Raw genomic sequence first — 23,253 nt, 5'->3', positions numbered from 1 at the left:
CGGGCCGCGGCCCCGCGGTTCAGTCCTCGAGGCGCAGGTGGCGCGAGGCCTGCTCGTCGCGTTGGCGCTGCTCGCGATTCTTCGCGATCATGCGATCGTCGCGGAGCGGCAGCTGCACCCGCTCCTCGGCGATGATGCCCGCCCGCAATTGACGTGCGCGCTCGACCTCGGTATCGAGCACGCCGCCGAACAGCAGCGCGAGGTTCGACAGCCACACCCAGAGCAGGAACGCGATCGCCCCGCCCAGGGCGCCGTAGTTGCGCTGGTATGCGCCGATGCCGAAGGCGTACAGGCCGAACAGCGCGGTGACGATCACCCAGGCCAGCAGCGCGCCGACCGCGCCGACGCTGAACCAGCGCAGGTGGCGGCGCTTCACGTTCGGGGCGGCCCAGTAGAGGAGCGCGATGAGGGCGATGCCGATCGCCGCGAGCACTGGGATCTTGCCGAGATCCCACCAGAAGGCGACCCCCTCGTCGAGGCCGAGCACGCGGGCGAGCGCCTCGGCCACCGGCCCGGACACGACGAGCCCGATCGCCGCGAGCGTGGCGAGCACCACGACGACGGCCGAGACGGCGAGCATCGCCGGTCGCATCGCCCAGAACGGGCGACCCTCCTCGACCTCGTAGATGCGGTTCAGGCCCCGCCCGAGCGATCCGACGTAGCCCGACGTCGCCCAGAGCAGGCCGACGAGACCCGTCGCGAAGGCGAGGCCCGCATGCGAGGCATCCAGCAGCTGCTCGAGGGGCGTGCGCAGCGCGGCGGCCGTCTCGTCGCCGCCGAGCTCGCCGACGACGTCGAGGAACACGCCGACCGCGGTCTCGGCGCTGCCGAAGATGCCGATCGCGGCGAGCACCGCGAGGAGGCCGGGCAGGGTCGCGAGCACGGCGTAGAAGGTGAGGGCCGCCGCGATGTCCTGCACCTGGTTGATGCGGTACTCGTGCGCGGTGCGGGTGAGGATGACCCGCCAGTCCTCGCGCGACAGCCGCACCGGTGAGTCGTGGTCGGGCATGCGGGTCTCCGATCGGGGGCAGTGCCGAGCCTAGGGCGTGCGACCCCGGCGTGGGAGGGGGTTGCGGGCCGCGCGCGTTCGACACCGCGTCGCTCGTGGGCGAAGATATGCCGACGGCCACCGCCGCACGCGACCGACGCCCACTCGACTCGAACCCGAACGACACACCGGAGCCGCAGCCATGTACGACGCCCCACGCCCCGACCGGCCGCCGGCCTACCAGCTGAACCCGCTGCGGGTGCGCCGCGCCTCGCTGAAGGTCGCCTTCGTGCTGCTCACCGGCGGTCTGGTGCTCGCCCTCATCGCGGGGCTCTCGGGCGCAGGACTCGGCGGAACGATCACGCAGGTCGCGCTCGAGGCCGCCTGGTGGATCATGCTCGCACGGTGCCTGCGATCCGAGGAGGAGGAGCTCGATCCGTCCCGGCCATGGTGGCAGGCGACCTACCGGCCGACGGCGAGCTTCGCGATCACGGCCTACTTCGCCTTCGGCGTCACCTTCGCGACCATCAACTTCATGCCGCTCGCCGCGCACCTGCCGACCGACGACGTGCTGGGCTTCGCCATCCGCCAGATCGTGAACGTCGCGCTCGGGCTGTTCTACCTGCACTCGGCCGTGCGGCTGAAGATCCGCGAGCTGCGCCGACGGGCCGACGGCGCCGGGCGCTGACGGGCCCGCGACGGGTCAGCGCAACCGCAGGACGAGTGCGCCGCGCACCCGCCGGGCGAGCCACGGCCGCAGCCGCGGGCCGGTGAGCGCGAACCCCAGCAGGGCGAGCGCGATGCCCGCCTGCACCGGGCCGAAGCCCGCGACGAGCAGCACGACGACGCCGCCCGCGGCGCAGACCGACTCGAGCGCCGTCATCGCGCGGCCGGCGCGGTCGGCGGCTGCCGTCCCGGCAGTGCGACCGCGGAGACCACCTGATCGCTCGAACCGGGCGAACACGAGCACGACCGCCGCCACGACGACCGCGGAGACCACGAGCCAGATCGGGCGGCTCGCCCACCATCCGGCGCTGAGCGGCTCGGGCAGCGGCAGCCCGAGCACCGCGTTCGCGGCGAGCGCCGCACCGGCGAGTCCCACGAGCACGGGCATGTGCCAGAGGTACACCGTCATCGCCCGTTCGCCGAGGAACGAGATCGCGCGCGAGGCATCCCGCTCGTCGACCCAGGCGCGGATGCGCGGGCGGGCGAGCTGGAACAGCGCGAGCTGCGCGACGCCGAGCACGACGAGGCAGAGCGTCGGAGGGTTGAGGTTCACCAGCATGTCGACCGGGTACGGCCCGGCGAGCGTGATCACGGCGAGCAGCAGCAGGGATGCGCCGGCGAGGCCCCAGAGCGTGCGACGGGCGAGCCCATCGAGGGCGCCGTCGGCGAGATGGAAGCCGAGCTGGTGCACGAGCAGCCAGACGAGCAGCAGGTTGAGGTAGCCGATCGGCTCGACCCCCGTCGACAGCCGGAGCAGGTCGATCGCGACGACGCCGCCGAGGAGCGCCAGCGGAGTGAGCACCGGGGCCCGCTCGTGCAGGCGCACGAGGAACGGCACGAGCGCCGAGAGCCCGAGGTAGACCGCGAGGAACCAGAGCGGCTGCCCGATGCGGAACCCCGCGATGCCGACGATCTCGGCCGGGACGCCCGCGAGCGACAGCGCGACGAGCGAGACCGCGACGACGGCGACGAGGGCGATCGCCGGTCGGACGAGCCGTTCGATGCGGGCCCGGACGTACTCCGCGGGCGTCGCGCCGCGGGCGCGCATCGATCGCCAGTGCGTGATGCTCGAGAACCCGCCGACGATGAAGAAGAGCGGCATGATCTGCACGACCCAGCTCACCGGCCCGAACCACGCCTGGTGCTCGAGGGCGTTCTCGAGCACCGGCCCCTCGGGGCCGAGGCTCACGCCGACCATCATCGCGTGCAGCGCGAACACGACGACGAGCAGCACCACGCGGATCGCGTCGACGCTCTGGTCGCGTCGCACGCCGGTGCGTGCACGAACGGATGCCTCAGCGCGAGCCGCGAGCCGCGGGCGTTCGAGTGTCTCGGTCATGGCGAGAGGCTACGAACGCGATCACGCGGACGGCATCACCCCGTCGAGCGGTTCGGCGACGGTACCCCGGTACTGGCCGAATCGGATCCCTCAGCCGGAGGAGGGAGTGACGAGCCCCGTGTCGTACGCGAGCACCACCGCATGCACACGGTCGCGCAGGCCGAGCTTCTGCAGGATCTTCGAGACGTGCGTCTTCACCGTCTGCTCGGCGATGAAGAGCGCCGCCGCGATCTCGGAGTTCGACATGCCGCGGCCGACGAGTGTCAGCACCTCGAGCTCGCGCTCGGTGAGGTCGGCGAGGCGGTTGCCCGTGGGCTTCGGCGGCGGGCCCGATCGGGCGAAGTCCTCGATGAGGCGCCGGGTCACGCTCGGCGCGAGCAGCGCGTCGCCGCCGGCGACGACGCGCACCGCCTGCACGAGTTCGTCGGGCGTGGCATCCTTCAGCAGGAACCCGCTCGCGCCGGCCCGCAGCGCGTCGTAGACGTACTCGTCGATGTCGAAGGTCGTGAGCATCAGCACCCGCGGCACGTAGTCCGAGCTGCGGGGCGGCGTCTGCAGGGCGCGCGTCGCCTCGATGCCGTTCTGCTGCGGCATGCGCACGTCCATCAGGACGACGTCGGGCCGCAGCTCGTGCGCGAGCGAGACGGCCTCGAGCCCGTCGGCCGCCTGGCCCACGACCTCGATGCCGGGCTGCGCGCCGAGCACGGCCGCGAAACCGGCGCGGACCATCGCCTGGTCGTCGGCGATGAGCACCGTGATCGTCACCATTCGCCTCCGTCCGACCCGAGCGGAAGGGTCGCGAGTACACGGTATCCGCCACGGGGGCGGGGCCCGTGCTCGGCACGCCCGCCCAGGAGCGCCGCGCGCTCGTCGATGCCGACGAGGCCGTGCCCGCCGCCCGTGCGCTCGGCCGGCTCGGGTCCGGGGGCCGGCTCGCCCTCGGCCGGGGCGGGCGGGGGTTCGTTCTCGACGGCGACGACGAGGTCGTCGCCGAGCATCTCGACCGACACGTGCGTCGCCGCACCGGGCGCGTGGCGCACGACGTTGCTCAGCGCCTCCTGCACGATCCGGTAGGCGGCCGTGACCGCCAGTCCGCCGGCGGGAACGGCTGCGTCGACCTCGAGCGTCACCGGGACACCGGCACGCTCGACCGAGCCGACGAGGGCGGGCAGGTCTTCGAGGCCGGGCTGCGGGGCGGTCTCGGCCTCGGCCTCGGCGCTCCGCAGGACGCTCAGCAGCTGCCGCATCTCGGTCATCGCGGTGCGGGCCGAGTCGGCGATCTCGGCGAACTCGGTGCGAGCCGCGTCGCTCAACCCCTCCACCCGGTACGGCGCGCTCGTCGCCTGCACGTGGATGATCGAGAGGCCGTGCGCGACGACGTCGTGCAGCTCGCGGGCGATGCGGTTGCGCTCCTCGACGAGTACCCGTCGCTCCTGCTCGGCGGCCGAGACGGCGCGCTCGCGGAACAGCTCGCCCGCGATCACCCGCCATTGCACGACCAGGAACGAGACCGGCAGCGCGATCGCCGTGAGCGAGGCTGCCGCGATCTCGTTCGCGGTCGCCCCGGCATCGGTGAACGCGAACGGCAGCGTGACCACGACCGCCGCGAGCCAGGCGACGAACAGGCCCCGCCAGCTCATGCCCAGCAGTCCGAGCACGAACAGCAGGGCGGCCTGCCCGATGATCGTCGTCACGGGCCACGGCCACGGTGCGCCTTCGGAGCCAGAGGAGAGCAGCGCGAACACGAGGATGCCGGTCGTCGCGATGACGACGGCCGTCTTCGGGAACCGCATCGCGAGCGGCAACGGGATCGCGAGGGCGAGGCCCGTGCCGAACGCGGCGAGGAGGTGCACCTCGTAGATCGTCGCGGCGAGCGGCACCGAGACGACGAACAGCACGACGGCGAACAACGAGGTCGCCACCCAGACCCACGCGAGGAACCGGCGCTCGGGGTCGCGCGGCGTCGACCGCGCGCGCGCCAGCGTCAGCTTCGGCCACTGCCGCGCGCTGGATCGTGCGGGCCGCTCCGCGCCGGTCTGTGCGGACGGCGTGGAGGGCGCAGGAGGCGCGGGTGGGGTGGGTGGCGCGGGCGCCCGCGGCGGCTCGGTCTGGCGACCGGCCGTCGGCTCGGGCTGGATGTGGTCCATGATGCGAGTCAGCCTGTCACGACGCGCCGCCGTGCACATCCCTCCCGAGAGCGATCCGCCGGGGCGTACCTCGGTAGGGGTCAGCCGAGGTGCTCGTGGAGGAACGCGGCGACGCGAAGGCGCAGCGCCTCGTCGAGGATCCCGATCGAGTGTTCGCCGCCCGGCACGACGGCGAACTCGACGGGGACGCCCGCGCTCGCCAGTTCGTCGGCGAGCCGCTGCGACTGGCCGATCGGCACGATCTCGTCTTCGGCGTGCCCGATGAAGACGGGCGGGTCGCTCTCGTCGGCGTGGGTCGCGGGCGAGGCATCCACCGCCTGGGGGCAGGCATCGTCGTCGACCCCGGGTTCGCAGCCGAGGTATGCGGCGATGATGCTGCGCAGCCAGACGGATGCCCCGTCGGCGGCCAGCTCGTCGGCGCCGAGCCCGACGGGGCCCGAGAGTTCGACCACGGCGGCGACCCGCGATCCCTCGTCGTGCGCGCCCTCGCCCGAGGTGCCGAGGAGCGCGGCGAGGCTGCCGCCCGCCGAACCGCCGAATGCGCCGATGCGCGCCGGGTCGATGCCGAACCGCTCGAACTGCTCGGGATCGCGCAGCCACTCGACCGCGAGCGCGACGTCGTCGATCGCCGAGGGGAAGACTGCGTCGGGCACGAGGCGGTAGTTCACCGAGACGGCGACGAACCCCTCGCTCGCGAGCCAGCGGCAGACGTTGCGCCAGTCGGTGTTCGCCTTGTCGCCGCGCTGCCAGCTGCCGCCGTGGATCGAGACGACGGCGGGCAGGGTCGGCGCGGCATCGGCTGCGGCGGCTGCTTCGGCCGGGACCGCCGCGCCGCTGTCCGCTTCGGCCTCCGCATCGGTGGAGACCGCGGCGACCGGGGTCGCCGGGTGGCAGACGTCGAGCGTCAGCAGCGTGCCGTCCTCGCGGACGCCGTACTCGAGGTCGGCGTCGACGACGATCCCCTCGGGCGGGATGAAGGTGCGGATGCCGACGCGGTCGGTGCCGGCGACCTCGCTCGCCGAATCGAAGCCCGGCGGGTCGATCTCGCGCAGCTGCTGGTGGAAGCCCGAGAGCGCGAGGATGCCTGTGAGGGCGGCTGTCACAGCCGTCGCGGCCACCGCGACCCGCCTGCGGCGGGCGCCGGAGCCGCCTGTGCGTCGGGTCGAGTTCACACCGGGCTCCGGGTTCAGGGGTGGAGCGATGCTAACCCACGTGCAGCGACTTCGCCATGCAGACGCTGTACTGCTCGCCCTCGTAGGGCCCGAACAGGGGGATCACCCGGTAGCCGTGCTTCGCGTAGAGGGCCTGCGCCGGGTGGTGCAGGGTGCCCGTCTCGAGGACGATCTCCGAGAGGCCGTGCGTGACGGCGTCCGACTCGATCGACTCGAGGAGGAGCCCGGCCACCCCGAGTCCGCGTGCCGACTCGTCGACGAACATCCGTTTGAGCTCGCCCCGGCCCTCGCCGAGCGAGGGGTGCTCGACGAGTGCGGCGATGCCGACCGCGACCCCCTCCGCGGTGCGCGCCACGTGGAGGCGCACGCCGGGTTGCTCCAGCTGCGAGACGTCCAGCAGGAAGCAGGCCTCGGGCGGGTAGCCGAGCGAGTGCGAATAGCGGGTGCTGCCGTCGAGCAGCCGCTCGATGTCGGGCTGCCGGGGCGACTCGACGGCGACGGTGGCGGATGCTGCGGTGCTCGTGGGTGCGGCGGGCATGGGCCGAGCGTAGGCGGCGTGAGTTTCGTGCACGTTTCAGGTGGTCGCCCCGGCACGCGACAGCGGCCCCGCGATGCCGATCGCGGGGCCGCTGTGCGGTGATCGTGCGAGTTCGGCGTCAGCCGACGATCGCCTCGGGCGTGATGCCGTGTTCGTGGAGACGCTGCACGAGTTCGCGCAGGTAGGGGTGCTCGTCGGCGCTCAACCCGTCGGGGTTCGCGATCGTGAACACCGTCGCGCCCGCCGCGTTCGCCTTCGTCACCTCATCGGTGTACTCGGCGATGAGCGCGGTGACCTGCTTCGCCTCCTTCGGCGCCACCGTGATCGAGATCGGCCGCCATTCGCCGGCGAGATCGGCCGCGACCGGCGCCTTCCGTGCCGCCTCGCGAGCGGCGACGGCCCGGCTCGAGTCCGCCGAAGCCTCGCCCGCCGACCGGAGCAGCGCGTTCGCGACGAGCTGCATGCCCGAGTCGTTGTAGGCGCGGAACAGCGGGTTGAACGCGTAGAGCACCGCGTGGCCCGACCCGACCGGCTCGTCGACGACCGCCGCCGAGCCGCGGAGCGCATCGGCCCCGACCGAGTAGCCGTTCGTCCAGAACGTGTCGCCCGTGGGGTAGGTCACGACGTTCGTGCCCGTCGTCGTCGGCTCGAGGATCGGGTCGCCGTTGTTGAAGGCGAAGTCCTCGCCGGGGCGTCCGAGGCCGATCGCGCTCGAGGCATCCGTGTCGACGCGGAAGTGCGAGCCGACGACCTGGTAGCCGGCGGGCTTCGGTCGCTCGGTCGTGCTCGTGAGCCCGGCCGCGCGCGCCATGCGCGTTCCCTCGTTGCGGAAGCCGAGGTACACGCCGCCGCCGTCGACCCACGCTTTGAGGTTCGCCTGCCCGGCCGGGGTCAGCCCGCCCGTCGCGTTCGATCCGTCGGGCACGACGAGCACCTCGCGGTCGGTGAACGCGGCGGTGTTGTCGTTGATGTCGGCCGTCGTGACGGGCGGCAGCTCGAGGCCCCAGCGCTCGCCGAGCACGAAGCGGGTCTCGCCGTGCGAGCCCGCGGTGAGCGAGATGCCGGTGCCGCCGAACAGGCCGACATCGGGCAGGCGCAGCGCCGTGGCATCCGACGGGGCCTTCGCGTTGGTCAGGCTGATGCCCGACGCACGCGCCAGACGGTCGAGATCGACCGTGCGCATCGCATTCGGCGATACGACGACCAGGCCCTCGGCCGTGCGCTGCAGCGCGACGCCCCGGCCGAGCAGCGCGAAGGTCAGGTCGGCCGCCTTCGACGAGTCGAGCGGGTACGTGTACGACTCGCCCTTCTTCACCGTCTTCGCGATGCCGCCCGCGGTGTCGGTGACGCGCTTCGCCTTCGGCTGCACGTCCTCGCCCGTCGAGAGAGCGTTCATTCCCGCCAGCAGCGGGTTGCTCCACGACGAGACGTCGTAGAAGTACGGGAACGGCACGTACGGGTCTTCGGCCATCGTCGCCTGGATCCAGTGCTTCTGCGGCTGCGCCATCGGGATCCAGTAGGAGCCGGCGGGCACGGTCACGTCGGTCGCGTCGCGGCCGCCGAAGAGGCGCGCCGAGTCGAGCTCGAGCGGCTTCTGCACCTCGTAGACCTCGACATCCATGCGGCGCAGGCGATCGACGAGCTCGCGCACGTCGCCGAGCTGGCGGTCGGGCAGCAGGAAGTAGCTCCGCACCGTCAGGTCGGGCACCGGGAACTGCACGGTGTTCGTCGGCTGCACGACCTCGTTCGGTTCGAGCGTGCCGGCCTCGCCCTCGGCGAGCGCGGTCTTCCAGATCTCGTACCAGCTCGTCAGGATCTCGTGGCGGTTGTCCGCGGCCCAGCCGGTCGTCGCCCACTGGGTGAGGAACTGCTGCTGCACCCGGTCCTCGGTCGCCGACGCGGAGCCCTTCTCGTACGTCATGCCCGCCGCGCCGAACCCGGCTGCGGGAACCGTGTCGCCGTAGCCCATGTAGAACATGTCGTACGAGCGGTAGTTGAAGTAGCACTCGGTCGTGACCGTGTCGGTGCAGATGCCGTTGGCGTTCTCGGTGAACGTCGCGGCGTTCGCCTCGCCGATGCGGTTGATCCAGTCGACCGGCTGGTCGGCGATCTCATGGTGGATCGGGTCGGCGTTCGGCGGGAAGAAGTACTGCCTGCCGCCCATCTCGTGGGCATCGACGAACACCTGCGGAGGGAAGGCCCGCAGCAGCTCGAGCTTCGCGTCGGTCTCGACCTGCGTGCGTGCGAACCAGTCGCGGTTGAGGTCGAAGCCGAAGTCGTTCTGGCGCCGGTTCGCATTGCGGCCGTCGGGGTTCTGCGTCGGCATGATGACCGTGATCAGGTTGTCGAGCCGATTCGCCACGTCGCACGACAGTCCGGAGGACAGCTCGTAGAGCGTCTTGAGCGCGGCGTCGGCGCCCGACTTCTCGCCGCCGTGCACGTTGCCGGCGATCCAGACGATCGCGGGCAGTTCGTCGGCGTACGCGGCCGCCTTCTTGTCGTTCAGGGCCCTGGGGTCGCGCAGCTCCCTGATCTGGCGGGCGATCTTGTCGAGGGCCGGTTTCGTGACGTCGGCCGAGTTCGACACGATCGCGTAGGGCAGCTCCTCGCCGCCGTTGCTCGTCGTCACGGTGCCCGAGACGACCCGGTCGCTCGCCGCGTCGACCGCGGCGACGTACTCCTGGATCTGGTCGACGGTGACCGGTTCGGGCTGGCCGAGGCCCAGCGGCATGCCGAGCGCGTCCTGCGGCGAGGGCACGGAGTCGAGCCGGGCGTTCGGATCGGCGGAGCACTCGGCGGTGGCGGCGAATGCGGCCGCTCGGGGCTGTGCCGCGGCCGCCGTGGCTGGAACCACCGCGGCGGCGGGGATCAGCAGCGCGCTCGCGAGGAGCGCGGTCGTTCGTTTCATGCGGAGTTCGGTGTGCTTCATCGGACAGTGCCCTCCAGAGAACAGGCCGCGGGTGGCGGCAATTGCGGCGAGTCTGCCAGCGCCCCGATGCGACGGGAAGTCCTCCTTTCCACCCACCCGAGGTTCATCCGCTCCGGTTCGACCGGTCATGTGACGTGCGCTGCACGGGGGTTTCCCAGCCGCTTTCCGCTATCGTGGTGGAGTCGGTTCTGGACACCGTGCGCTGCACGGATGGGTTTGTGAGTCTGTAGGGCCGGTTTCGAGACGTTCGGTCTCGAATAGTCACCGTATGTGAACGGCCCCGGTCGACGTTGTTCCGGGTTCTCAGTGTGCTGCGCTCGCAGTGGCGCTGCCATGTACATCGAGTACAACCCAGGAAGTCACCACCATGCCCAAGAACAAGAAGCCCAAGGGCGGCCGACCCGCCGCGAACTTCGACCCGTCGTACGCGAAGGGCGGCAAGGGCCGCGGAGCCCAGAAGGCGGGCTCGCGCAGCCCCGGCCACCGCGGCTACCGCCCCGAGGAGGAGGCGCCCCGCAAGGAGCGCTGGTCGCGCGATGAGCGCGTCGCCTCCGGCCGCACTCCCCACCGCGCCGACCGTGAGGGCCGCGCGGTGAACGACCGCGACGACCGCGCCGCCCGCTCGTACGATCGCGACGACCGCGGCCCCCGCCGCGAGTACGGCGACCGACCCGCCCGCCCGCACTACCGCGAGGACCGTCCCGCGCGTTCGTTCGACCGTGACGACCGTGCTCCCCGTCGCGACCGCGACGACCGCGCTCCCCGCTCCTTCGACCGCAACGACCGCCCGGCTCGTTCCTTCGACCGGAACGACCGCAACGACCGTCCTGCTCGTTCGTACGACCGTGACGACCGTGCGCCGCGTCGTTTCGACCGCGACGAGCGTCCTGCGCGTTCGTTCGACCGCAACGACCGTCCGGCCCGGTCCTTCGATCGCAACGACCGCAACGACCGTCCTGCTCGTTCGTACGACCGTGACGACCGTGCGCCCCGTCGTTTCGACCGCGACGACCGCCCTGCGCGTTCGTTCGATCGCGACGACCGCCCTGCGCGTTCGTTCGATCGCAACGACCGCCCGGCGCGCTCGTTTGACCGCAACGACCGCAACGACCGCGCTCCCCGCTCGTTCGACCGCAACGACCGTCCTGCTCGTTCGTACGACCGTGACGACCGTGCGCCCCGTCGCTTCGACCGCGACGAGCGCCCCGCGCGTTCCTTCGACCGCAACGACCGCGGCCCCCGCCGCGAGTTCGACCGTCCGGGCTTCCAGGACTCGGGCCGTCGCCCGTCGAACTTCTACCCGGCTCGCGACGAGGCCCCCCGCTTCTCGGCGAACGACGACGTCGTGCTCGAGCGCCTCGAGGCCGAGGCCATCCAGGCCGGCGACGTCGACGGCGTGAGCTTCGCCGACCTCGGCCTCGGCGGCAACGTCGTCGCCGCCCTCGGCCAGCTCGGCGCCGTGTCGCCGTTCCCGATCCAGGCCGCGACGATCCCCGTCGTGCTCGAGGGTCGCGACGTGCTCGGCCGCGGCAAGACCGGCTCGGGCAAGACGATCGCGTTCGGCGCGCCCGCCGTCGAGCGCCTCATGCAGCTCTGGGCCGCCTCCGGCAAGGCCGGCGGCCGCCGCCAGATGGGCCGCAAGCCCCGCGCCCTCATCCTCGCGCCGACCCGCGAGCTCGCGCTGCAGATCGACCGCACGGTGCAGCCCATCGCGCAGAGCGTCGGCCTCTTCACCACGCAGATCTACGGCGGCGTGCCCCAGGGCCGTCAGGTCGGCGCGCTGCAGCGCGGCGTCGACATCGTGATCGGCACCCCCGGCCGCATCGAGGATCTCATCGAGCAGGGCCGTCTCGACCTCTCCGAGGTCGTCATCACGGTGCTCGACGAGGCCGACCACATGTGCGACCTCGGCTTCCTCGAGCCGGTGCAGCGCATCATCCGCCGCACCTCCGAGGGCGGCCAGAAGCTGCTCTTCTCGGCGACCCTCGACAAGGGCGTCGCGACGCTCGTCGACGAGTTCCTCGTCGAGCCTGCGGTGCACGAGGTCGCCGGCGAAGACCAGGCCTCCTCGACGATCGACCACCGCGTCTTCGTCATCGAGAACCGCGACAAGCGCGACATCGTCGCCGAGCTCGCGAACCGCGACGGCAAGACGCTCGTCTTCAGCCGCACCCGCGCCTTCGCCGAGGACCTCACCGATCACCTCGAGGACCGCGGCATCCGCGCCGTCGCCCTGCACGGCGACCTCAACCAGTCGCGCCGTACCCGCAACCTGCAGCAGCTCACGAGCGGCCGGGTCGACGTGCTCGTCGCGACCGACGTCGCCGCCCGTGGCATCCACGTCGACGACATCGACCTGGTCATCCAGGCCGACGCACCCGACGAGTACAAGACGTACCTGCACCGCGCCGGCCGCACCGGCCGCGCCGGCAAGCAGGGTCGCGTCGTGACGCTCATCCCGCGCAACCGCCAGCGCCGCCTGAGCGAGCTGCTCGACCGCGCAGAGATCGACGTCGACTTCGTCGACGTGCGCCTCGGCGACGACCTGCACGGCGAGCTCGCCCGCGAAGCGGTCGTCGAGAACCTCGCGGCCGAGACCATCGAGGCAGAGACCATCGAGGTCGAGCCCGCCGAGCTCGACGAGGTCGCGGAGGCGACCGCCGGCTGAGCCGCGACCGACCGAGGCGAGGGCCCGCATCCGATGGATGCGGGCCCTCGTCGTTCGCGGACGGGCGCGCACCTCATGCGTGTCTCTCGGCTGAGGCCGCCGGATCCGTCGCCCCGGAGGCGCGCCGGATCCCCTCCGTCGCGCGGCGGGCCGCGTCGATACGATGAGCGCGACGCGCGGGGTCGTCGGGTCGGCGACCGGGTTCCGGCGTGAGACCTGGAGGTCGAGCATGAGTGATCCCGGCACCCCGCAGGCTCCGGAACCGGCGCCCGAGTCCGCACCCGCCCCGACCGCCGCCCCGCCGGCGACGGTCACCCGCACGATGCTCATCTGGTTCGGCATCGGGATCGTCGTGCTTTCGTTCGTCGCGGCGTTCCTTGGGTCGGCGCTCGCCCGCTCGGCCGACAACGCGGATGCCGCTGCCACGCCGACCCCGACGGTCGACGAGGCCGCCTATGAGGAGGCCCTCGAGGAGATCCTCCCGGCGGGCTCGGCCGTGCGGGCCGGCAGCGGGGTTCCCGAGGCGGGCAAGGGCTACGACGGCGACGTCTACATCGACATCACCACCTCCGACGTCTACCTCTTCGAGGGCGGCGAATGGACGCAGGTCGGCAACATCCGCGAGTCCGCCGCCGAGAACCTCACGGGCGAACAGGGCGCGACGGGCGCGACCGGTGCGCAGGGCGACCAGGGCCAGCAGGGCGAGCAGGGCGAGCAGGGCGAGGCAGGAGCGCCGGGCACCCAGGTGCTCCTCGGCGTCGGCGCACCGGCCGCGGAGACCTGCACGGCGAACGGCGACGTCTACATCGACACCTCGACCGTGCAGTTCTACGAATGCGCCGCCGGCTCGTGGCGGCTCTTCGGCCCGCCGAGCGAGTCGACGCCCGCGCCGTCCGAGCCTCCTGCCGCGAGCGATGCGCCGACCGACGGCGAGGCGCCGTCCGACACGGAGGAGCCCGCCGCGGGCTGACGGCGGCTGACGACGGCTGACGACGGCGCCGATCGTCCCCGGGGACGACGGCGTCGAGTACGCGCAGGCCTGCCGGGTGCCATCGACGGCCTTCCGCGCGGGTCGCCGGATGCGCTACGCTCTCAATTCCCTACCGAACAATCGGTCAGGAAATATGCCGCCCCGCGACGAGTCCCGGTCGCGCCGGCCGTTTCCCCGTCCGCCCCCACAGAACAACGGAGTTCGCATGTCGACCGCTGTCACCGACCCCGCCCCGCCTCGCAGCATCACGGCCGAAGAACGCAAGGTGCTCGCCGGCACCCTCGTCGGCACCTCGATCGAGTGGTACGACTTCTTCATCTACGCGCAGGCCGCCGGCCTCGTGCTCGCACCGCTCTTCCTCGCTCCCGTCGCAGAGTCGAACCCGGGTCTGGCCCAGGTGCTCTCGTTCGCGACCATCGGCATCTCGTTCCTCTTCCGTCCGCTCGGAGCCATCGTCGCCGGGCGCCTCGGCGACAAGCTCGGCCGCAAGAAGATGCTCGTCTTCACGCTCGTCATGATGGGCATCTCGACCGCGCTCATCGGCGTGCTGCCGACGTACGCCGCGATCGGCATCGCCGCGCCGATCCTGCTCATCCTGCTTCGCATCCTGCAGGGCTTCTCGGCCGGCGGCGAATGGGGCGGCGCGGCCCTCATGGCGGTCGAGCATGCGCCGAACGCGAAGCGCGGGTTCTTCGGGGCCTTCCCGCAGATCGGCGTGCCGGTCGGCATGATCCTCGCGACCTTCACGCTCTGGGTGCTCACGAGCTCGATGTCGCCCGAGGCGTTCATGGAGTGGGGCTGGCGCATCCCGTTCCTGCTCTCGATCGTGCTGATCGCCGTCGGCTACGTGATCCGCAAGGCCGTCGAGGAGAGCCCCGTCTTCGAGGAGCTGCTGCGCCGCCGCAAGGAGGCCTCGGCTCCGCTCGGCCAGCTGTTCCGCAAGAACACCAAGCAGGTCATCCTCACCGCGGTCATCTTCATCGCGAACAACGCGGCCGGCTACCTGCTCATCGCGTACTTCGCGACCTACGCGACGACCGCGCTCGGCATGGAGCGCCCGGCGGTGCTGCTCGCCACGACGCTCGCCTCGTTCGGATGGCTCGGCTTCACCCTCTGGGGCGGTCGCGTCTCCGACCGGCTCGGCCGCGTGCGCACGTTCCAGATCGGCTACGTGTTCCTCGCCCTCTGGGCCGTGCCGATGTGGTTCCTCATCGACACCGGCGAGATCCTCTGGTACTTCGTCGCCCTGTTCGTGATGACGTTCGGGCTCGGCCTCTCGTACGGCCCGCAGGCCGCGCTCTACGCCGAGATGTTCCCGGCCAACGTGCGCTACTCGGGCGTCTCGATCGGGTACGCGCTCGGCGCGATCCTCGGTGGGGCGTTCGCCCCGATGATCGCCGAGGCGCTCATGAACCAGTTCCACGCGTCGTGGACGATCGGCGTCTACATCGCGATCGCCGCCGTCATCTCGCTCATCGGCGTCTCGCTTGTGAAAGAGACGAAGGACGTCGACCTGCTCGACTGAGACGAGTACCCCGTTCGCGGATGCCTCGGAGCGACCTCGCTCCGAGGCATCCGCCGTTTGCGGGCTCGCGAGAGACCGGGACGACGATGCGCTCGCCCACCCCCCGGTGCCTGCCCGCCCGTTTCAGGTCTCGATGACCGCGACCGGATCGGTGGTCGGCTGCTCCGAACCGCCGGCGGGTTCGATGGTGAGGCCGACCGCCACCCCCGGCGCGAACTCGCCCTCGAGCAGTCGCCAGGCCTCCTCGCCGTCGACGTCGAAGGTGCCCGCCGACACCGGGCCCGACTCGTCGATGTACCAGAGTTCGTAGGTGCGGTCGTCGCCGACATCGGGCAGGCCCTCGGCGACGATCGCGCTGCGGCCCTGCTCGGCCGACGAGACGAGGGTCACCTGCCCGCCGCCGGCGACCTCGCTCGTCTGCTGCTCGGCATCGGGCGCCGCGGCGAGCGAGGCCATCTCGCGTTGGGCGCCCCAGCCGTTCTGCCCGGCCCAGTTCGTGCCGATGACGACGCCGGCGACGAGCAGCAGGACCGCCGCGGCCGACGACAGCACGACGGCGAGTCGCCGGCGGCGCCGGCGGACGGCGAGTTCATCGACCGGCGGTGCGGGTTCGGCCGGCGCGATCGGAGCTGCGTCGTCCACGGCGGCTCCCGTCCCGTCGACTGGCCGTTCCTGCGGGGCGTCGTCGAGCCGGGCGAACAGCCCGGCCCTCACGCTCGGCGGCGGCGCGACCGGCGGCAGCGCCTCGCCGAGCGAGCTCGCGGCGGCGCGGAACGCCTCGACCTCGGCCTGCAGCTCGGGCGAGCGGGCCAGGGCGTCCTCGAACCGGGCGCGTTCGTCGTCGTCGAGCGCGCCGAGGGCGTACGCGGGCGCCAGCTCGCGCAGCTCGTCCTCGGCTCGTCCGTCGTCGTCCGGGCTCATGTCGTCACCCCCAGCAATGCGCGCAATCGGATCATCCCATCCCGCAACCGGGTCTTCACCGTACCGAGCGGCAGACCGAGGCGCTCGGCGATCTCCGATTGGGTGCATCCGCCGTAGTAGGCCAGGGCGAGGCACTCGCGCTGCGCCGCGCTGAGTTCGGCGAACGCGCCTGAGACGCGCTCGTGCTCGACGGCGATCTCGGCCGCTTCGGCGACCTCGTCGACCGGAACGTCGAGGTCGCGGAGGCCGGCCTTCAGGTCGCGATCGTGGGAGGCCTGGGCCGAGCGCACGCGGTCGACGGCGCGACGGTGGGCGAGGGTGAGGAGCCACGCCGCTGCGGCACCTCTCGCCGGGTCGAACCTGGCCGCGGTCTGCCATGCCTCGAGGAACACGTCCTGCGTCACCTCCTCGGCCTGAGCGGCATCGACGAGCACGCGTCGGACGAGCCCGAACACGCGTGCGGCGGTCTCGTCGTAGAACCGGCCGAAGGCCTCGCGGTCGCCGGACGCGGTCGCGACGAGCAGCTCGTCGAGCGTCGCCGGGTGCGACGCTGGATCCTCCCCGGAGTCGGCCACGCGATCCAGCATGCCAGAACGGCGGTGTGCGAGCCCGTCCCGACGGGACGATGCGTCGTGGGGTGCGATGGCATGGATCATCCGAACGTGAAGGAGAAGGCCTCGACCCCGGCGGGGATCTCGACGGTGAGCGAGCCGGTGCCCGAGGCATCCGATTCGCGCAGTGCATACGACCGCGGCACGCCCGAGACCTCGATCCGTTCCTCGCGATCTCCATCCCGGACGAGGACGACGCCTTCGCCGGCGAGCACCATCCGCACTTCGCGGGCGGTGTACTCCAGGCGTACGGATGCCTCGCCGGCACCGGAGGCGGGCGTGATCGACTGGGTGCCGAGCGCCCAGTCGCCCGCGAGGGCGAAGCTGTCGCGGGGCTGGTCCGCCGGCAGCGCGAAGCTCGTCGTCGCGCGGCGGTAGGCCTCGTCGCCCGCGAAGTTCACCTGCTTGGTCGTGCCGAGGTAGGTCTCGGGGGTGGTCGCCCCCGCTGCGGGGGTCTCGTCGGCGAGATCCGTCGGGGCGGGCAATGCGACGTCGGGCTGCGCGTCCGCGAGGAGTTCGCGGATCAGTCGCTCGGTGCACTCGTAGTGGCCCTCGCCGAACGCGACCTGCCGCACGGTGCCGCTCGCGTCGATCAGGTAGTGGGCGGGCCAGTAGCGGTTGCGGTAGTTCGTCCAGGTCGCGAGCGAGTTGTCGAGCGCGACCGGGTAGTCGATGCCGAACGCCTCGATGCCGGCGGCCACGTTCCGCGGCTCCTTCTCGAAGGCGTACTCGGGCGAGTGGATGCCGACGACTGAGAGCCCGGCGTCGCGGTAGGCCTCGTCCCACGCGACGACGTGGGGGATCGAGCGCTGGCAGTTGATGCAGGAGTAGGCCCAGAAGTCGACGAGCACGACGCGACCGCGAAGCGCCTCGAGGTCGACGGATGCCCCGTCGGTGTTGAACCACTGCTGGATGCCGCGGATCGACGGCGCTGTGCCGCACGACTCGAGTTCGGCCGCACCGTTCGTGCACTTCGACAGCTCCCGGTTCTCGTCGGTGACGAGGCCGCCCAGGTCGAGCGCCTCGGTCACCTCCTCCGAGTCGGCGAGCTGCTGCTGCAGCTCGGCCGTGTAGTCGGGGACGAGTCGCTGCAGGAGCTGCGGAAGGTTGACGGCGAGGCCGACGGCGAGGGCGATCATGACGACGCCGCCCGTGATGCGGATGCCGCGCTGGTGACGACGGAAGGTCGCGAGCCGCTCGGCCATGCCACGCCCCGCGAGCGCGAAGAACAGGAGCGGCGCGGCGGCGCCGACCGCGAACGAGAGGGTCAGCACGACGGTCTCGACGCCGACGCGGCCGGTCGAACCGGCGACGGTGATCGCCGCGAGCACGGGTCCCGCGCACGGCACGTACACCGCGCCGAGCGCGAAGCCGAGGCCGAACCCGCCGCGGTCGGTGCCGACCGCCTTGCGCGGGATCCACGAGAACGGGCGCTCGAGCAGCTCCTCGAAGCGCGGCACGATGAGGCCGATGCCGATGAGGGCGAGCACGACGAGGCCGGCCCAGCGCAGCACGTCCTGCGGGAGGCCCAGCAGGCCGAGCAGCAGCGATCCGACGAGGGTGACGACGCTGAAGCTCACCACGAGGCCGGCGATGACGAGGTAGGGGCGCCAGCGGCTCGGTGAGCGAGGCGCGTCGGCGGACGTGCCTCGCGCGCCGCCGGGTCCCTCGGCGCGTGCGCTCTGGGCGCCGCCGGAGAGGAGGATGACGGGCAGCACCGGCAGGATGCACGGCGAGATGCCGGTGATCAGGCCGCCGGCGAGTCCGATGAGGGCGAGAGCGAGCACGGGTACCTCGTTTCGTGGGTCGAACGTGATTCGGAGCCGTCGGTCGAACCGATTGGCGGAAGGAGTTCCAATCCGCGTCGCCACGGCCTCCGAATCCCTCCTGACGGTCCGCTCGGGGCCGCGCACTCGAAGGAGGAGATCCATGCGATCCATCCGCAGCACTCGCACAGCACTCGCCGTGTTCTCGATCACGGCCGTCGCCGCACTCGGCCTCGCCGGCTGCAGCATGGGCGGCACCGCCACCGAGTCCGAGGAGCCCGCCATGTCGGAGGAGGCGACGCCGAGCGAGGCGCCCATGGAGGCCGACCCGGCCGCCGACCTCGTCGGACCCGGCTGCGCCGGCTACGCCGAACAGGTGCCCGACGGCCCCGGCTCGGTGGTCGGCATGTCCCAGGACCCGGTCGCCGTCGCCGCCTCGAACAACCCGCTCCTGACGACCCTGGTCGCCGCGGTGTCGGGACAGCTCAACCCGGAGGTCGACCTCGTCGACACGCTGAACGGTGACGAGTTCACCGTCTTCGCGCCCGTCGACGACGCCTTCGCGAAGATCGACCCCGCCACGATCGACTCGCTGAAGACCGACGCGGCGACGCTGACGTCGATCCTCACCTACCACGTCGTGCCCGGCCAGCTCTCGCCCGACGAGGTGGTCGGAACGCAGACCACCGTGCAGGGCGGGACGGTCGAGGTCACGGGCTCGGGCGACGAGCTCATGGTGAACGACGCGGCCGTGATCTGCGGCGGCGTGCACACCGCGAACGCGACCGTCTACCTCGTCGACTCGGTGCTGATGCCGGCGATGTGAGGACCCCGGTCGCCGCTCCGGCCGTCCGCCGCCCGACCCGACGGGTGGCGATCCGGTGCGGCGACCGGTTCCGGATCCCATCCGACGCGGCATCCGCCGCCGAACTCCCAGGAGGAATCATGCGCAACTCACCGAACCGAATCGTCGCCACCGTCTTCGGCGCGGTCTACCTGCTCGTCGGCCTGCTCGGCTTCGCCGTCACCGGCGGGATGGACTTCATCTCGACCCAGGGCGGCCTGCTGCTGGGCGTCTTCGCGGTCAACCCGCTGCACAACGTGGCCCACCTGCTGATCGGCGGCGCGCTGCTCATCGCCGGACTCGTGAGCGCCCGCGCCGCGAAGACCGTCAACACCGTCGTCGGCGCGGCCTACCTGCTGCTCGGCATCGTCGGATTCTTCCTCGCGGGCACCGCGGCGAACATCCTCGCGCTGAACACCGCCGACCACTTCCTGCATCTCGCGAGCGCACTGGTGCTGATCGGCGTCGGGCTCGGCACCGAACGCGCGGGGGCGACCCGCGCCGTCACGGCGTAGGACCGTGATGTCGTCGCGGTCGCGGCTGCCCGGCCACGTGCGCGGCTGGCCGATGCTCGCCGCCCTCGGGGCCGGACTCGTGCTGACCGCGACGGCCGCGGGGGCCGTCGCGAGCGCGAGCGGCGCCGCCGGTGATGCAGGGGGAACCGGCATCGGCGGTGCCGCGGCGGGGGCCGTCCTGGCCGGGTGCGGTCTCGCCGCACTCGGCTGGGCCGTGCTCGCGCTGCGCGAGGGGCGCGCGACGGCGCCGCATGCGACCCTCGCCACGGCGATGGGGGTGCTCGCGGCCTCGGGCGCGCTGCTCGCCACGGGGTCGGCCGCTCCGCTCGGCGTCGCCGTGCTGCCGCTCCTCGCCGCAGATCTCTTCATCGTGGTCGTCGCGATCGGCGCCGCGGGCGAGGTGCGTCGGGCTCATCGAGGTGCTCGCAGCAGCGCGCCCGAACGGAGCACGCTCTTGGGGCTCGTCGTGGGCGCGACCCTCGTCGCGGCGCTCGCGACGCCCGCACTCGCCGGCACCGCGGCGGGTGAGCTCGCGGTCCCGCATGGCGAGCTGCACGATCCGGGGCACCGGCACCCGTGAGCTCCCGGCTCCGACCGCCGAGTGGCGGACGGGGCATCCGTTTGCCATAATTACTACCTGAACGGTCGGTCAGGAATTCCGACCGTGCGGATGCCGCGAACCCCTGCCTACGCTGGGAGCAGCGTTCTCGAAGACAGTGCGGTCAGGAGTGAACATGGCAGAGGCCTATCTCGTCGGCGGGGTGCGCACCCCGGTCGGCCGTTACGGCGGCGCGCTCGCGGGCGTGCGACCCGACGACCTCGCGGCGCTCGTCGTCGGCGAGGCCGTGCGGCGCGCAGGACTCGACGTCGCCGGAGAACTCGGCGCGATCGACGAGGTCATCCTCGGCGCAGCGAACCAGGCCGGCGAGGACAACCGCAACGTCGCGCGCATGGCCGTGCTGCTCGCGGGGCTGCCCGACGAGGTGCCCGGGATCACCGTGAACCGCCTCTGCGCATCGGGCATGTCGGCCATCACCATGGCCGCGCAAGCGGTGCGCGCCGGCGACGCCGACCTCGTCCTCGCGGGCGGCGTCGAGTCGATGACCCGTGCGCCCTGGGTGCAGCAGAAGCCCGATCGGGCGTTCGCCAAGCCCGGTGCGCAGTACGACACCTCGATCGGCTGGCGGTTCCCGAACCCGAAGCTCCTCGCCCGCGACAAGGCCACCTTCTCGATGCCCGAGACGGCCGAGGAGGTCGCCCGCGTCGACGGCATCACCCGCGAGGACGCCGACGCCTTCGCGCTGCGCTCCCAGCAGCGGGCGGTCGCCGCCATCGCCGCCGGACGATTCGAGGCCGAGATCGTCGGCGTGCCGACGCATCGCGGCGAGGTGCTCGTCGACGAGGGCCCGCGCCCCGAGACCACCCTCGAGGTGCTCGCCGGGCTCCGGCCGGTCGTCGCGGGCGGTTCGGTGGTGACCGCCGGCAACTCGAGCGCCCTGAACGACGGTGCGAGCGCCATCTTCGTCGCGAGCGCCGCGGCGGTCGAACGCTACGGGCTCACGCCGCGCGCGCGCATCGTCGTCGGCACCTCGGCCGGGCTCGCTCCCGAGATCATGGGCCTCGGGCCCGTCCCTGCGACCGAGAAGGCGCTCGAGCGGGCCGGGCTCGACCTCGACCAGATCGGCTCGGTCGAGCTCAACGAGGCGTTCGCAACGCAGTCGCTCGCCTCGATGCGACGCCTCGGGCTCGACCCCGAGCGGGTGAACGCCGACGGGGGTGCGATCGCCCTGGGGCATCCGCTCGGCTCGTCGGGCTCGCGCCTCGTCGTCACCCTGCTCGGTCGCATGGAGCGCGAGGGCTCGCGCTACGGCCTCGCCACCATGTGCGTCGGCGTCGGCCAGGGCAGCGCCCTCATCGTGGAGCGCGTCTGATGCGGGCGGATGCCACGGGGCCGCTCCTCGTCGAACGGCACGACGACCGCGTCGTCGCCACGCTCAACCGGCCCGACAAGCGCAACGCGATCGACCAGTCGACGATCGACGCCCTGCACGTGCTCTGCGCCGAGCTCGAGGCGATCCCGCGCACGCTCATCCTCACCGGCGCCGGGGGAGTCTTCGCCTCGGGCGCCGACATCGCCCAGCTCCGCGACCGCCGCGCCGACGACGCCCGCGCCGGCATCAACGCGAACGCCTTCGTGCGCATCGCGCTGCTGCCGATGCCCGTGATCGCCGCGCTCGACGGCTACGCGCTCGGGGGCGGCGCCGAACTCGCGTACGCCGCCGACCTCCGCATCGCGACGCCCTCGCTGAAGATCGGCAACCCCGAGACCGGCCTCGGCATCATCGCCGCCGCCGGCGCGAGCTGGCGCCTCAAGGAGATCGTCGGCGACGCCCGGGCGATCGAGCTGCTGCTCACCGGGCGCACGATCGGGGCCGACGAGGCGCAGGAGATCGGGCTCGTGAGCGAGGTGCACCCCGCCGACGAGCTGCTGCCCGCAGCCCACGCGATCGCGGACCGCATCGCCCGCAACGACCGGGCCGCGACGATGGCGACCAAGCGCGTGTTCCGCGCGCCGCGCGAGGCGCACCCCGCGGTCGACCTCGAGGAGCAGGCCGTGCTCTTCGAGAGCCCCGAGAAGATGCGCCGCATGACCGAGTTCCTCGAGAGGAAGCAGAAGTGAGCGACGTGCACGAACAGGGTTCCGCGACGGCGACTGCGACCGGCGCGCCCGCCGCGGTCGGCGTGCTCGGCGGCGGCCGGATGGGCGCGGGGATCGCGCACGCGTTCCTGCTCGCAGGCTCGCGGGTCACGATCGTCGAGCGCGACGCCGACGCCGCCGCGGCGGCCGCCCAGCGCGTGCTCGACTCGGTCGAGGCCTCGGTCGCGCGCGGCACCGCCGACGAGGATGCGGCGGCCTACGCCGCCCGCTTCGCCACGAGCACCGACGTCGCCGACTTCGCGAGCTGCGGGCTCGTCGTCGAGGCCGTGCCCGAGGATCTCGAGCTCAAGATCGACGCCCTCACCCGCGTCGAGCGCGTGCTCGCCCCCGAGGCGGCGCTCGCGTCGAACACCTCGTCGATCTCGATCGACCAGCTGGCCGCCCTGCTCGACCGGCCGGCGCGCTTCGTCGGCATGCACTTCTTCAACCCCGTACCGGCGTCGACCCTCGTCGAGATCGTGCGCGGCGAGGCATCCGACCCGGCGCTCGTCGACGAGGCGCGCGGCTGGGTGCGCGCGATCGGCAAGACCCCCATCGTCGTCGCGGATGCCCCGGGCTTCGCCTCGTCGCGCCTCGGCGTGATGCTCGGGCTCGAGGCCATTCGCATGCTCGAGGAGGGCGTCGCGTCCGCCGAAGACATCGACGCGGCGATGACCCTCGGCTACAAGCACCCCGTCGGTCCGCTGAAGCTGACCGACCTCGTCGGCCTCGACGTGCGGCTCGGCATCGCCGAGTACCTCGCGCAGACGCTCGGCGACCGATTCGAACCGCCCGCCCTGCTGCGACGTATGGTCGCCGAGGGCAAGCTCGGCCGCAAGAGCGGCGAGGGCTTCTACCAGTGGGATGCCTCGTGA

Annotated in this window: 20 protein-coding genes; 10 read left to right on the top strand and 10 right to left on the bottom strand. The window is 72.2% G+C overall.

The features are described 5' to 3' along the window. Positions 1-19: 19 nt before the first annotated feature. Entirely contained in the window at positions 20-1,009 is a 990-nt protein-coding gene (locus tag ACFVTR_RS08285) for a YihY/virulence factor BrkB family protein (RefSeq protein WP_387036366.1), read from the bottom strand. 181 nt (positions 1,010-1,190) lie between these two features. Here ACFVTR_RS08285 and ACFVTR_RS08280 point away from each other — a divergent pair, with 181 nt between their 5' ends. Continuing rightward, a complete protein-coding gene (locus tag ACFVTR_RS08280; protein ID WP_387036364.1) occupies positions 1,191-1,676 on the top strand; it encodes a hypothetical protein in 486 nt (161 codons plus the stop codon). Positions 1,677-1,691: 15 nt separating this feature from the next. Here the strand turns inward: ACFVTR_RS08280 and ACFVTR_RS08275 are convergent, their stop codons facing one another. From ACFVTR_RS08275 to ACFVTR_RS08250, 6 genes are all read right to left on the bottom strand, one after another. Then, a complete protein-coding gene (locus tag ACFVTR_RS08275) occupies positions 1,692-3,053 on the bottom strand; it encodes an acyltransferase (RefSeq protein ID WP_387036362.1) in 1,362 nt (453 codons plus the stop codon). Between the two features lie 90 nt (positions 3,054-3,143). Next, a complete protein-coding gene (locus ACFVTR_RS08270; protein WP_376944627.1) occupies positions 3,144-3,818 on the bottom strand; it encodes a response regulator in 675 nt (224 codons plus the stop codon). Then, on the bottom strand, positions 3,815-5,200 hold the full coding sequence (locus ACFVTR_RS08265; protein ID WP_387036359.1) for a sensor histidine kinase: 1,386 nt from the start codon (positions 5,198-5,200) through the stop codon (positions 3,815-3,817). The genes ACFVTR_RS08270 and ACFVTR_RS08265 overlap by 4 nt, the downstream gene beginning before the upstream one ends. Before the next feature lie 80 nt (positions 5,201-5,280). Next, positions 5,281-6,318: an alpha/beta hydrolase gene (locus ACFVTR_RS08260; RefSeq protein ID WP_387036357.1), complete on the bottom strand. Its 1,038-nt coding sequence runs from the start codon at positions 6,316-6,318 to the stop codon at positions 5,281-5,283. Between the two features lie 85 nt (positions 6,319-6,403). Continuing rightward, positions 6,404-6,910, bottom strand: coding sequence for a GNAT family N-acetyltransferase (locus ACFVTR_RS08255; protein ID WP_387036355.1), 507 nt, complete (start codon positions 6,908-6,910; stop codon positions 6,404-6,406). A 118-nt stretch (positions 6,911-7,028) separates the two neighbouring features. Then, entirely contained in the window at positions 7,029-9,818 is a 2,790-nt protein-coding gene (locus ACFVTR_RS08250; protein ID WP_387036353.1) for a M14 family zinc carboxypeptidase, read from the bottom strand. 388 nt (positions 9,819-10,206) lie between these two features. On the opposite strand from ACFVTR_RS08250, the gene ACFVTR_RS08245 reads away from it, so the two are divergent. From ACFVTR_RS08245 to ACFVTR_RS08235, 3 genes are all read left to right on the top strand, one after another. Continuing rightward, positions 10,207-12,507, top strand: coding sequence for a DEAD/DEAH box helicase (locus tag ACFVTR_RS08245; RefSeq protein WP_387036351.1), 2,301 nt, complete (start codon positions 10,207-10,209; stop codon positions 12,505-12,507). A gap of 229 nt (positions 12,508-12,736) precedes the next feature. After that, positions 12,737-13,477, top strand: a complete 741-nt coding sequence (locus tag ACFVTR_RS08240; RefSeq protein ID WP_387036349.1) for a hypothetical protein — start codon at positions 12,737-12,739, stop codon at positions 13,475-13,477. A gap of 226 nt (positions 13,478-13,703) precedes the next feature. Next, the gene (locus tag ACFVTR_RS08235) at positions 13,704-15,023 is read left to right on the top strand and encodes an MFS transporter (RefSeq protein ID WP_387036347.1); all 1,320 of its coding nucleotides are present in this window, start codon (positions 13,704-13,706) and stop codon (positions 15,021-15,023) included. A 123-nt stretch (positions 15,024-15,146) separates the two neighbouring features. Here ACFVTR_RS08235 and ACFVTR_RS08230 read toward each other — a convergent pair whose 3' ends face one another. The 3 genes from ACFVTR_RS08230 to ACFVTR_RS08220 form a co-directional block, all read right to left on the bottom strand. After that, positions 15,147-15,944, bottom strand: coding sequence for an anti-sigma factor domain-containing protein (locus ACFVTR_RS08230; RefSeq protein ID WP_387036345.1), 798 nt, complete (start codon positions 15,942-15,944; stop codon positions 15,147-15,149). Next, positions 15,941-16,531, bottom strand: coding sequence for an ECF RNA polymerase sigma factor SigK (gene sigK, locus ACFVTR_RS08225; protein WP_387036343.1), 591 nt, complete (start codon positions 16,529-16,531; stop codon positions 15,941-15,943). The genes ACFVTR_RS08230 and sigK overlap by 4 nt, the downstream gene beginning before the upstream one ends. Before the next feature lie 65 nt (positions 16,532-16,596). Next, on the bottom strand, positions 16,597-18,342 hold the full coding sequence (locus ACFVTR_RS08220; protein WP_387036340.1) for a cytochrome c biogenesis protein CcdA: 1,746 nt from the start codon (positions 18,340-18,342) through the stop codon (positions 16,597-16,599). Between the two features lie 142 nt (positions 18,343-18,484). On the opposite strand from ACFVTR_RS08220, the gene ACFVTR_RS08215 reads away from it, so the two are divergent. The 6 genes from ACFVTR_RS08215 (at position 18,485) to ACFVTR_RS08190 (ending at position 23,253) form a co-directional block, all read left to right on the top strand. Further along, positions 18,485-19,147 (top strand): fasciclin domain-containing protein, encoded by a 663-nt coding sequence (locus ACFVTR_RS08215; RefSeq protein WP_387036338.1) that lies wholly within the window; start codon positions 18,485-18,487, stop codon positions 19,145-19,147. Between the two features lie 119 nt (positions 19,148-19,266). After that, positions 19,267-19,680, top strand: a complete 414-nt coding sequence (locus ACFVTR_RS08210; protein WP_387036336.1) for a DUF4383 domain-containing protein — start codon at positions 19,267-19,269, stop codon at positions 19,678-19,680. A 7-nt stretch (positions 19,681-19,687) separates the two neighbouring features. Further along, positions 19,688-20,260: a hypothetical protein gene (locus tag ACFVTR_RS08205; RefSeq protein ID WP_387036334.1), complete on the top strand. Its 573-nt coding sequence runs from the start codon at positions 19,688-19,690 to the stop codon at positions 20,258-20,260. A gap of 154 nt (positions 20,261-20,414) precedes the next feature. Then, a complete protein-coding gene (locus ACFVTR_RS08200; RefSeq protein ID WP_387036332.1) occupies positions 20,415-21,611 on the top strand; it encodes an acetyl-CoA C-acyltransferase in 1,197 nt (398 codons plus the stop codon). After that, positions 21,611-22,360 (top strand): enoyl-CoA hydratase/isomerase family protein, encoded by a 750-nt coding sequence (locus ACFVTR_RS08195; RefSeq protein ID WP_387036330.1) that lies wholly within the window; start codon positions 21,611-21,613, stop codon positions 22,358-22,360. Before ACFVTR_RS08200 ends, ACFVTR_RS08195 begins: the two co-directional genes overlap by 1 nt. After that, positions 22,357-23,253, top strand: a complete 897-nt coding sequence (locus ACFVTR_RS08190) for a 3-hydroxyacyl-CoA dehydrogenase family protein (protein WP_387036328.1) — start codon at positions 22,357-22,359, stop codon at positions 23,251-23,253. The genes ACFVTR_RS08195 and ACFVTR_RS08190 overlap by 4 nt, the downstream gene beginning before the upstream one ends.

Origin of the sequence: Agromyces sp. NPDC058126, assembly GCF_042884595.1 — a bacterium.
Taxonomy (GTDB): Bacteria; Actinomycetota; Actinomycetes; order Actinomycetales; family Microbacteriaceae; genus Agromyces.
Note: the sequence above shows the minus strand (reverse complement) of the source record. Positions and strands in the feature narration are given on the sequence as shown.

What these genes read in the sequence shown, in the direction of transcription:
- ACFVTR_RS08240 (WP_387036349.1), top strand. Translation starts at nt 12,737, where the DNA reads ATGAGTGATCCCGGCACCCCGCAGGCTCCGGAACCGGCGCCCGAGTCC.
- ACFVTR_RS08195 (WP_387036330.1), top strand. Translation starts at nt 21,611, where the DNA reads ATGCGGGCGGATGCCACGGGGCCGCTCCTCGTCGAACGGCACGACGAC.
- ACFVTR_RS08230 (WP_387036345.1), bottom strand. Translation starts at nt 15,944, where the DNA reads ATGAGCCCGGACGACGACGGACGAGCCGAGGACGAGCTGCGCGAGCTG.
- ACFVTR_RS08235 (WP_387036347.1), top strand. Translation starts at nt 13,704, where the DNA reads ATGTCGACCGCTGTCACCGACCCCGCCCCGCCTCGCAGCATCACGGCC.
- sigK (WP_387036343.1), bottom strand. Translation starts at nt 16,531, where the DNA reads ATGCTGGATCGCGTGGCCGACTCCGGGGAGGATCCAGCGTCGCACCCG.
- ACFVTR_RS08210 (WP_387036336.1), top strand. Translation starts at nt 19,267, where the DNA reads ATGCGCAACTCACCGAACCGAATCGTCGCCACCGTCTTCGGCGCGGTC.
- ACFVTR_RS08205 (WP_387036334.1), top strand. Translation starts at nt 19,688, where the DNA reads ATGTCGTCGCGGTCGCGGCTGCCCGGCCACGTGCGCGGCTGGCCGATG.
- ACFVTR_RS08265 (WP_387036359.1), bottom strand. Translation starts at nt 5,200, where the DNA reads ATGGACCACATCCAGCCCGAGCCGACGGCCGGTCGCCAGACCGAGCCG.
- ACFVTR_RS08250 (WP_387036353.1), bottom strand. Translation starts at nt 9,818, where the DNA reads ATGAAACGAACGACCGCGCTCCTCGCGAGCGCGCTGCTGATCCCCGCC.
- ACFVTR_RS08255 (WP_387036355.1), bottom strand. Translation starts at nt 6,910, where the DNA reads ATGCCCGCCGCACCCACGAGCACCGCAGCATCCGCCACCGTCGCCGTC.
- ACFVTR_RS08200 (WP_387036332.1), top strand. Translation starts at nt 20,415, where the DNA reads ATGGCAGAGGCCTATCTCGTCGGCGGGGTGCGCACCCCGGTCGGCCGT.
- ACFVTR_RS08215 (WP_387036338.1), top strand. Translation starts at nt 18,485, where the DNA reads ATGCGATCCATCCGCAGCACTCGCACAGCACTCGCCGTGTTCTCGATC.
- ACFVTR_RS08275 (WP_387036362.1), bottom strand. Translation starts at nt 3,053, where the DNA reads ATGACCGAGACACTCGAACGCCCGCGGCTCGCGGCTCGCGCTGAGGCA.
- ACFVTR_RS08245 (WP_387036351.1), top strand. Translation starts at nt 10,207, where the DNA reads ATGCCCAAGAACAAGAAGCCCAAGGGCGGCCGACCCGCCGCGAACTTC.
- ACFVTR_RS08280 (WP_387036364.1), top strand. Translation starts at nt 1,191, where the DNA reads ATGTACGACGCCCCACGCCCCGACCGGCCGCCGGCCTACCAGCTGAAC.
- ACFVTR_RS08285 (WP_387036366.1), bottom strand. Translation starts at nt 1,009, where the DNA reads ATGCCCGACCACGACTCACCGGTGCGGCTGTCGCGCGAGGACTGGCGG.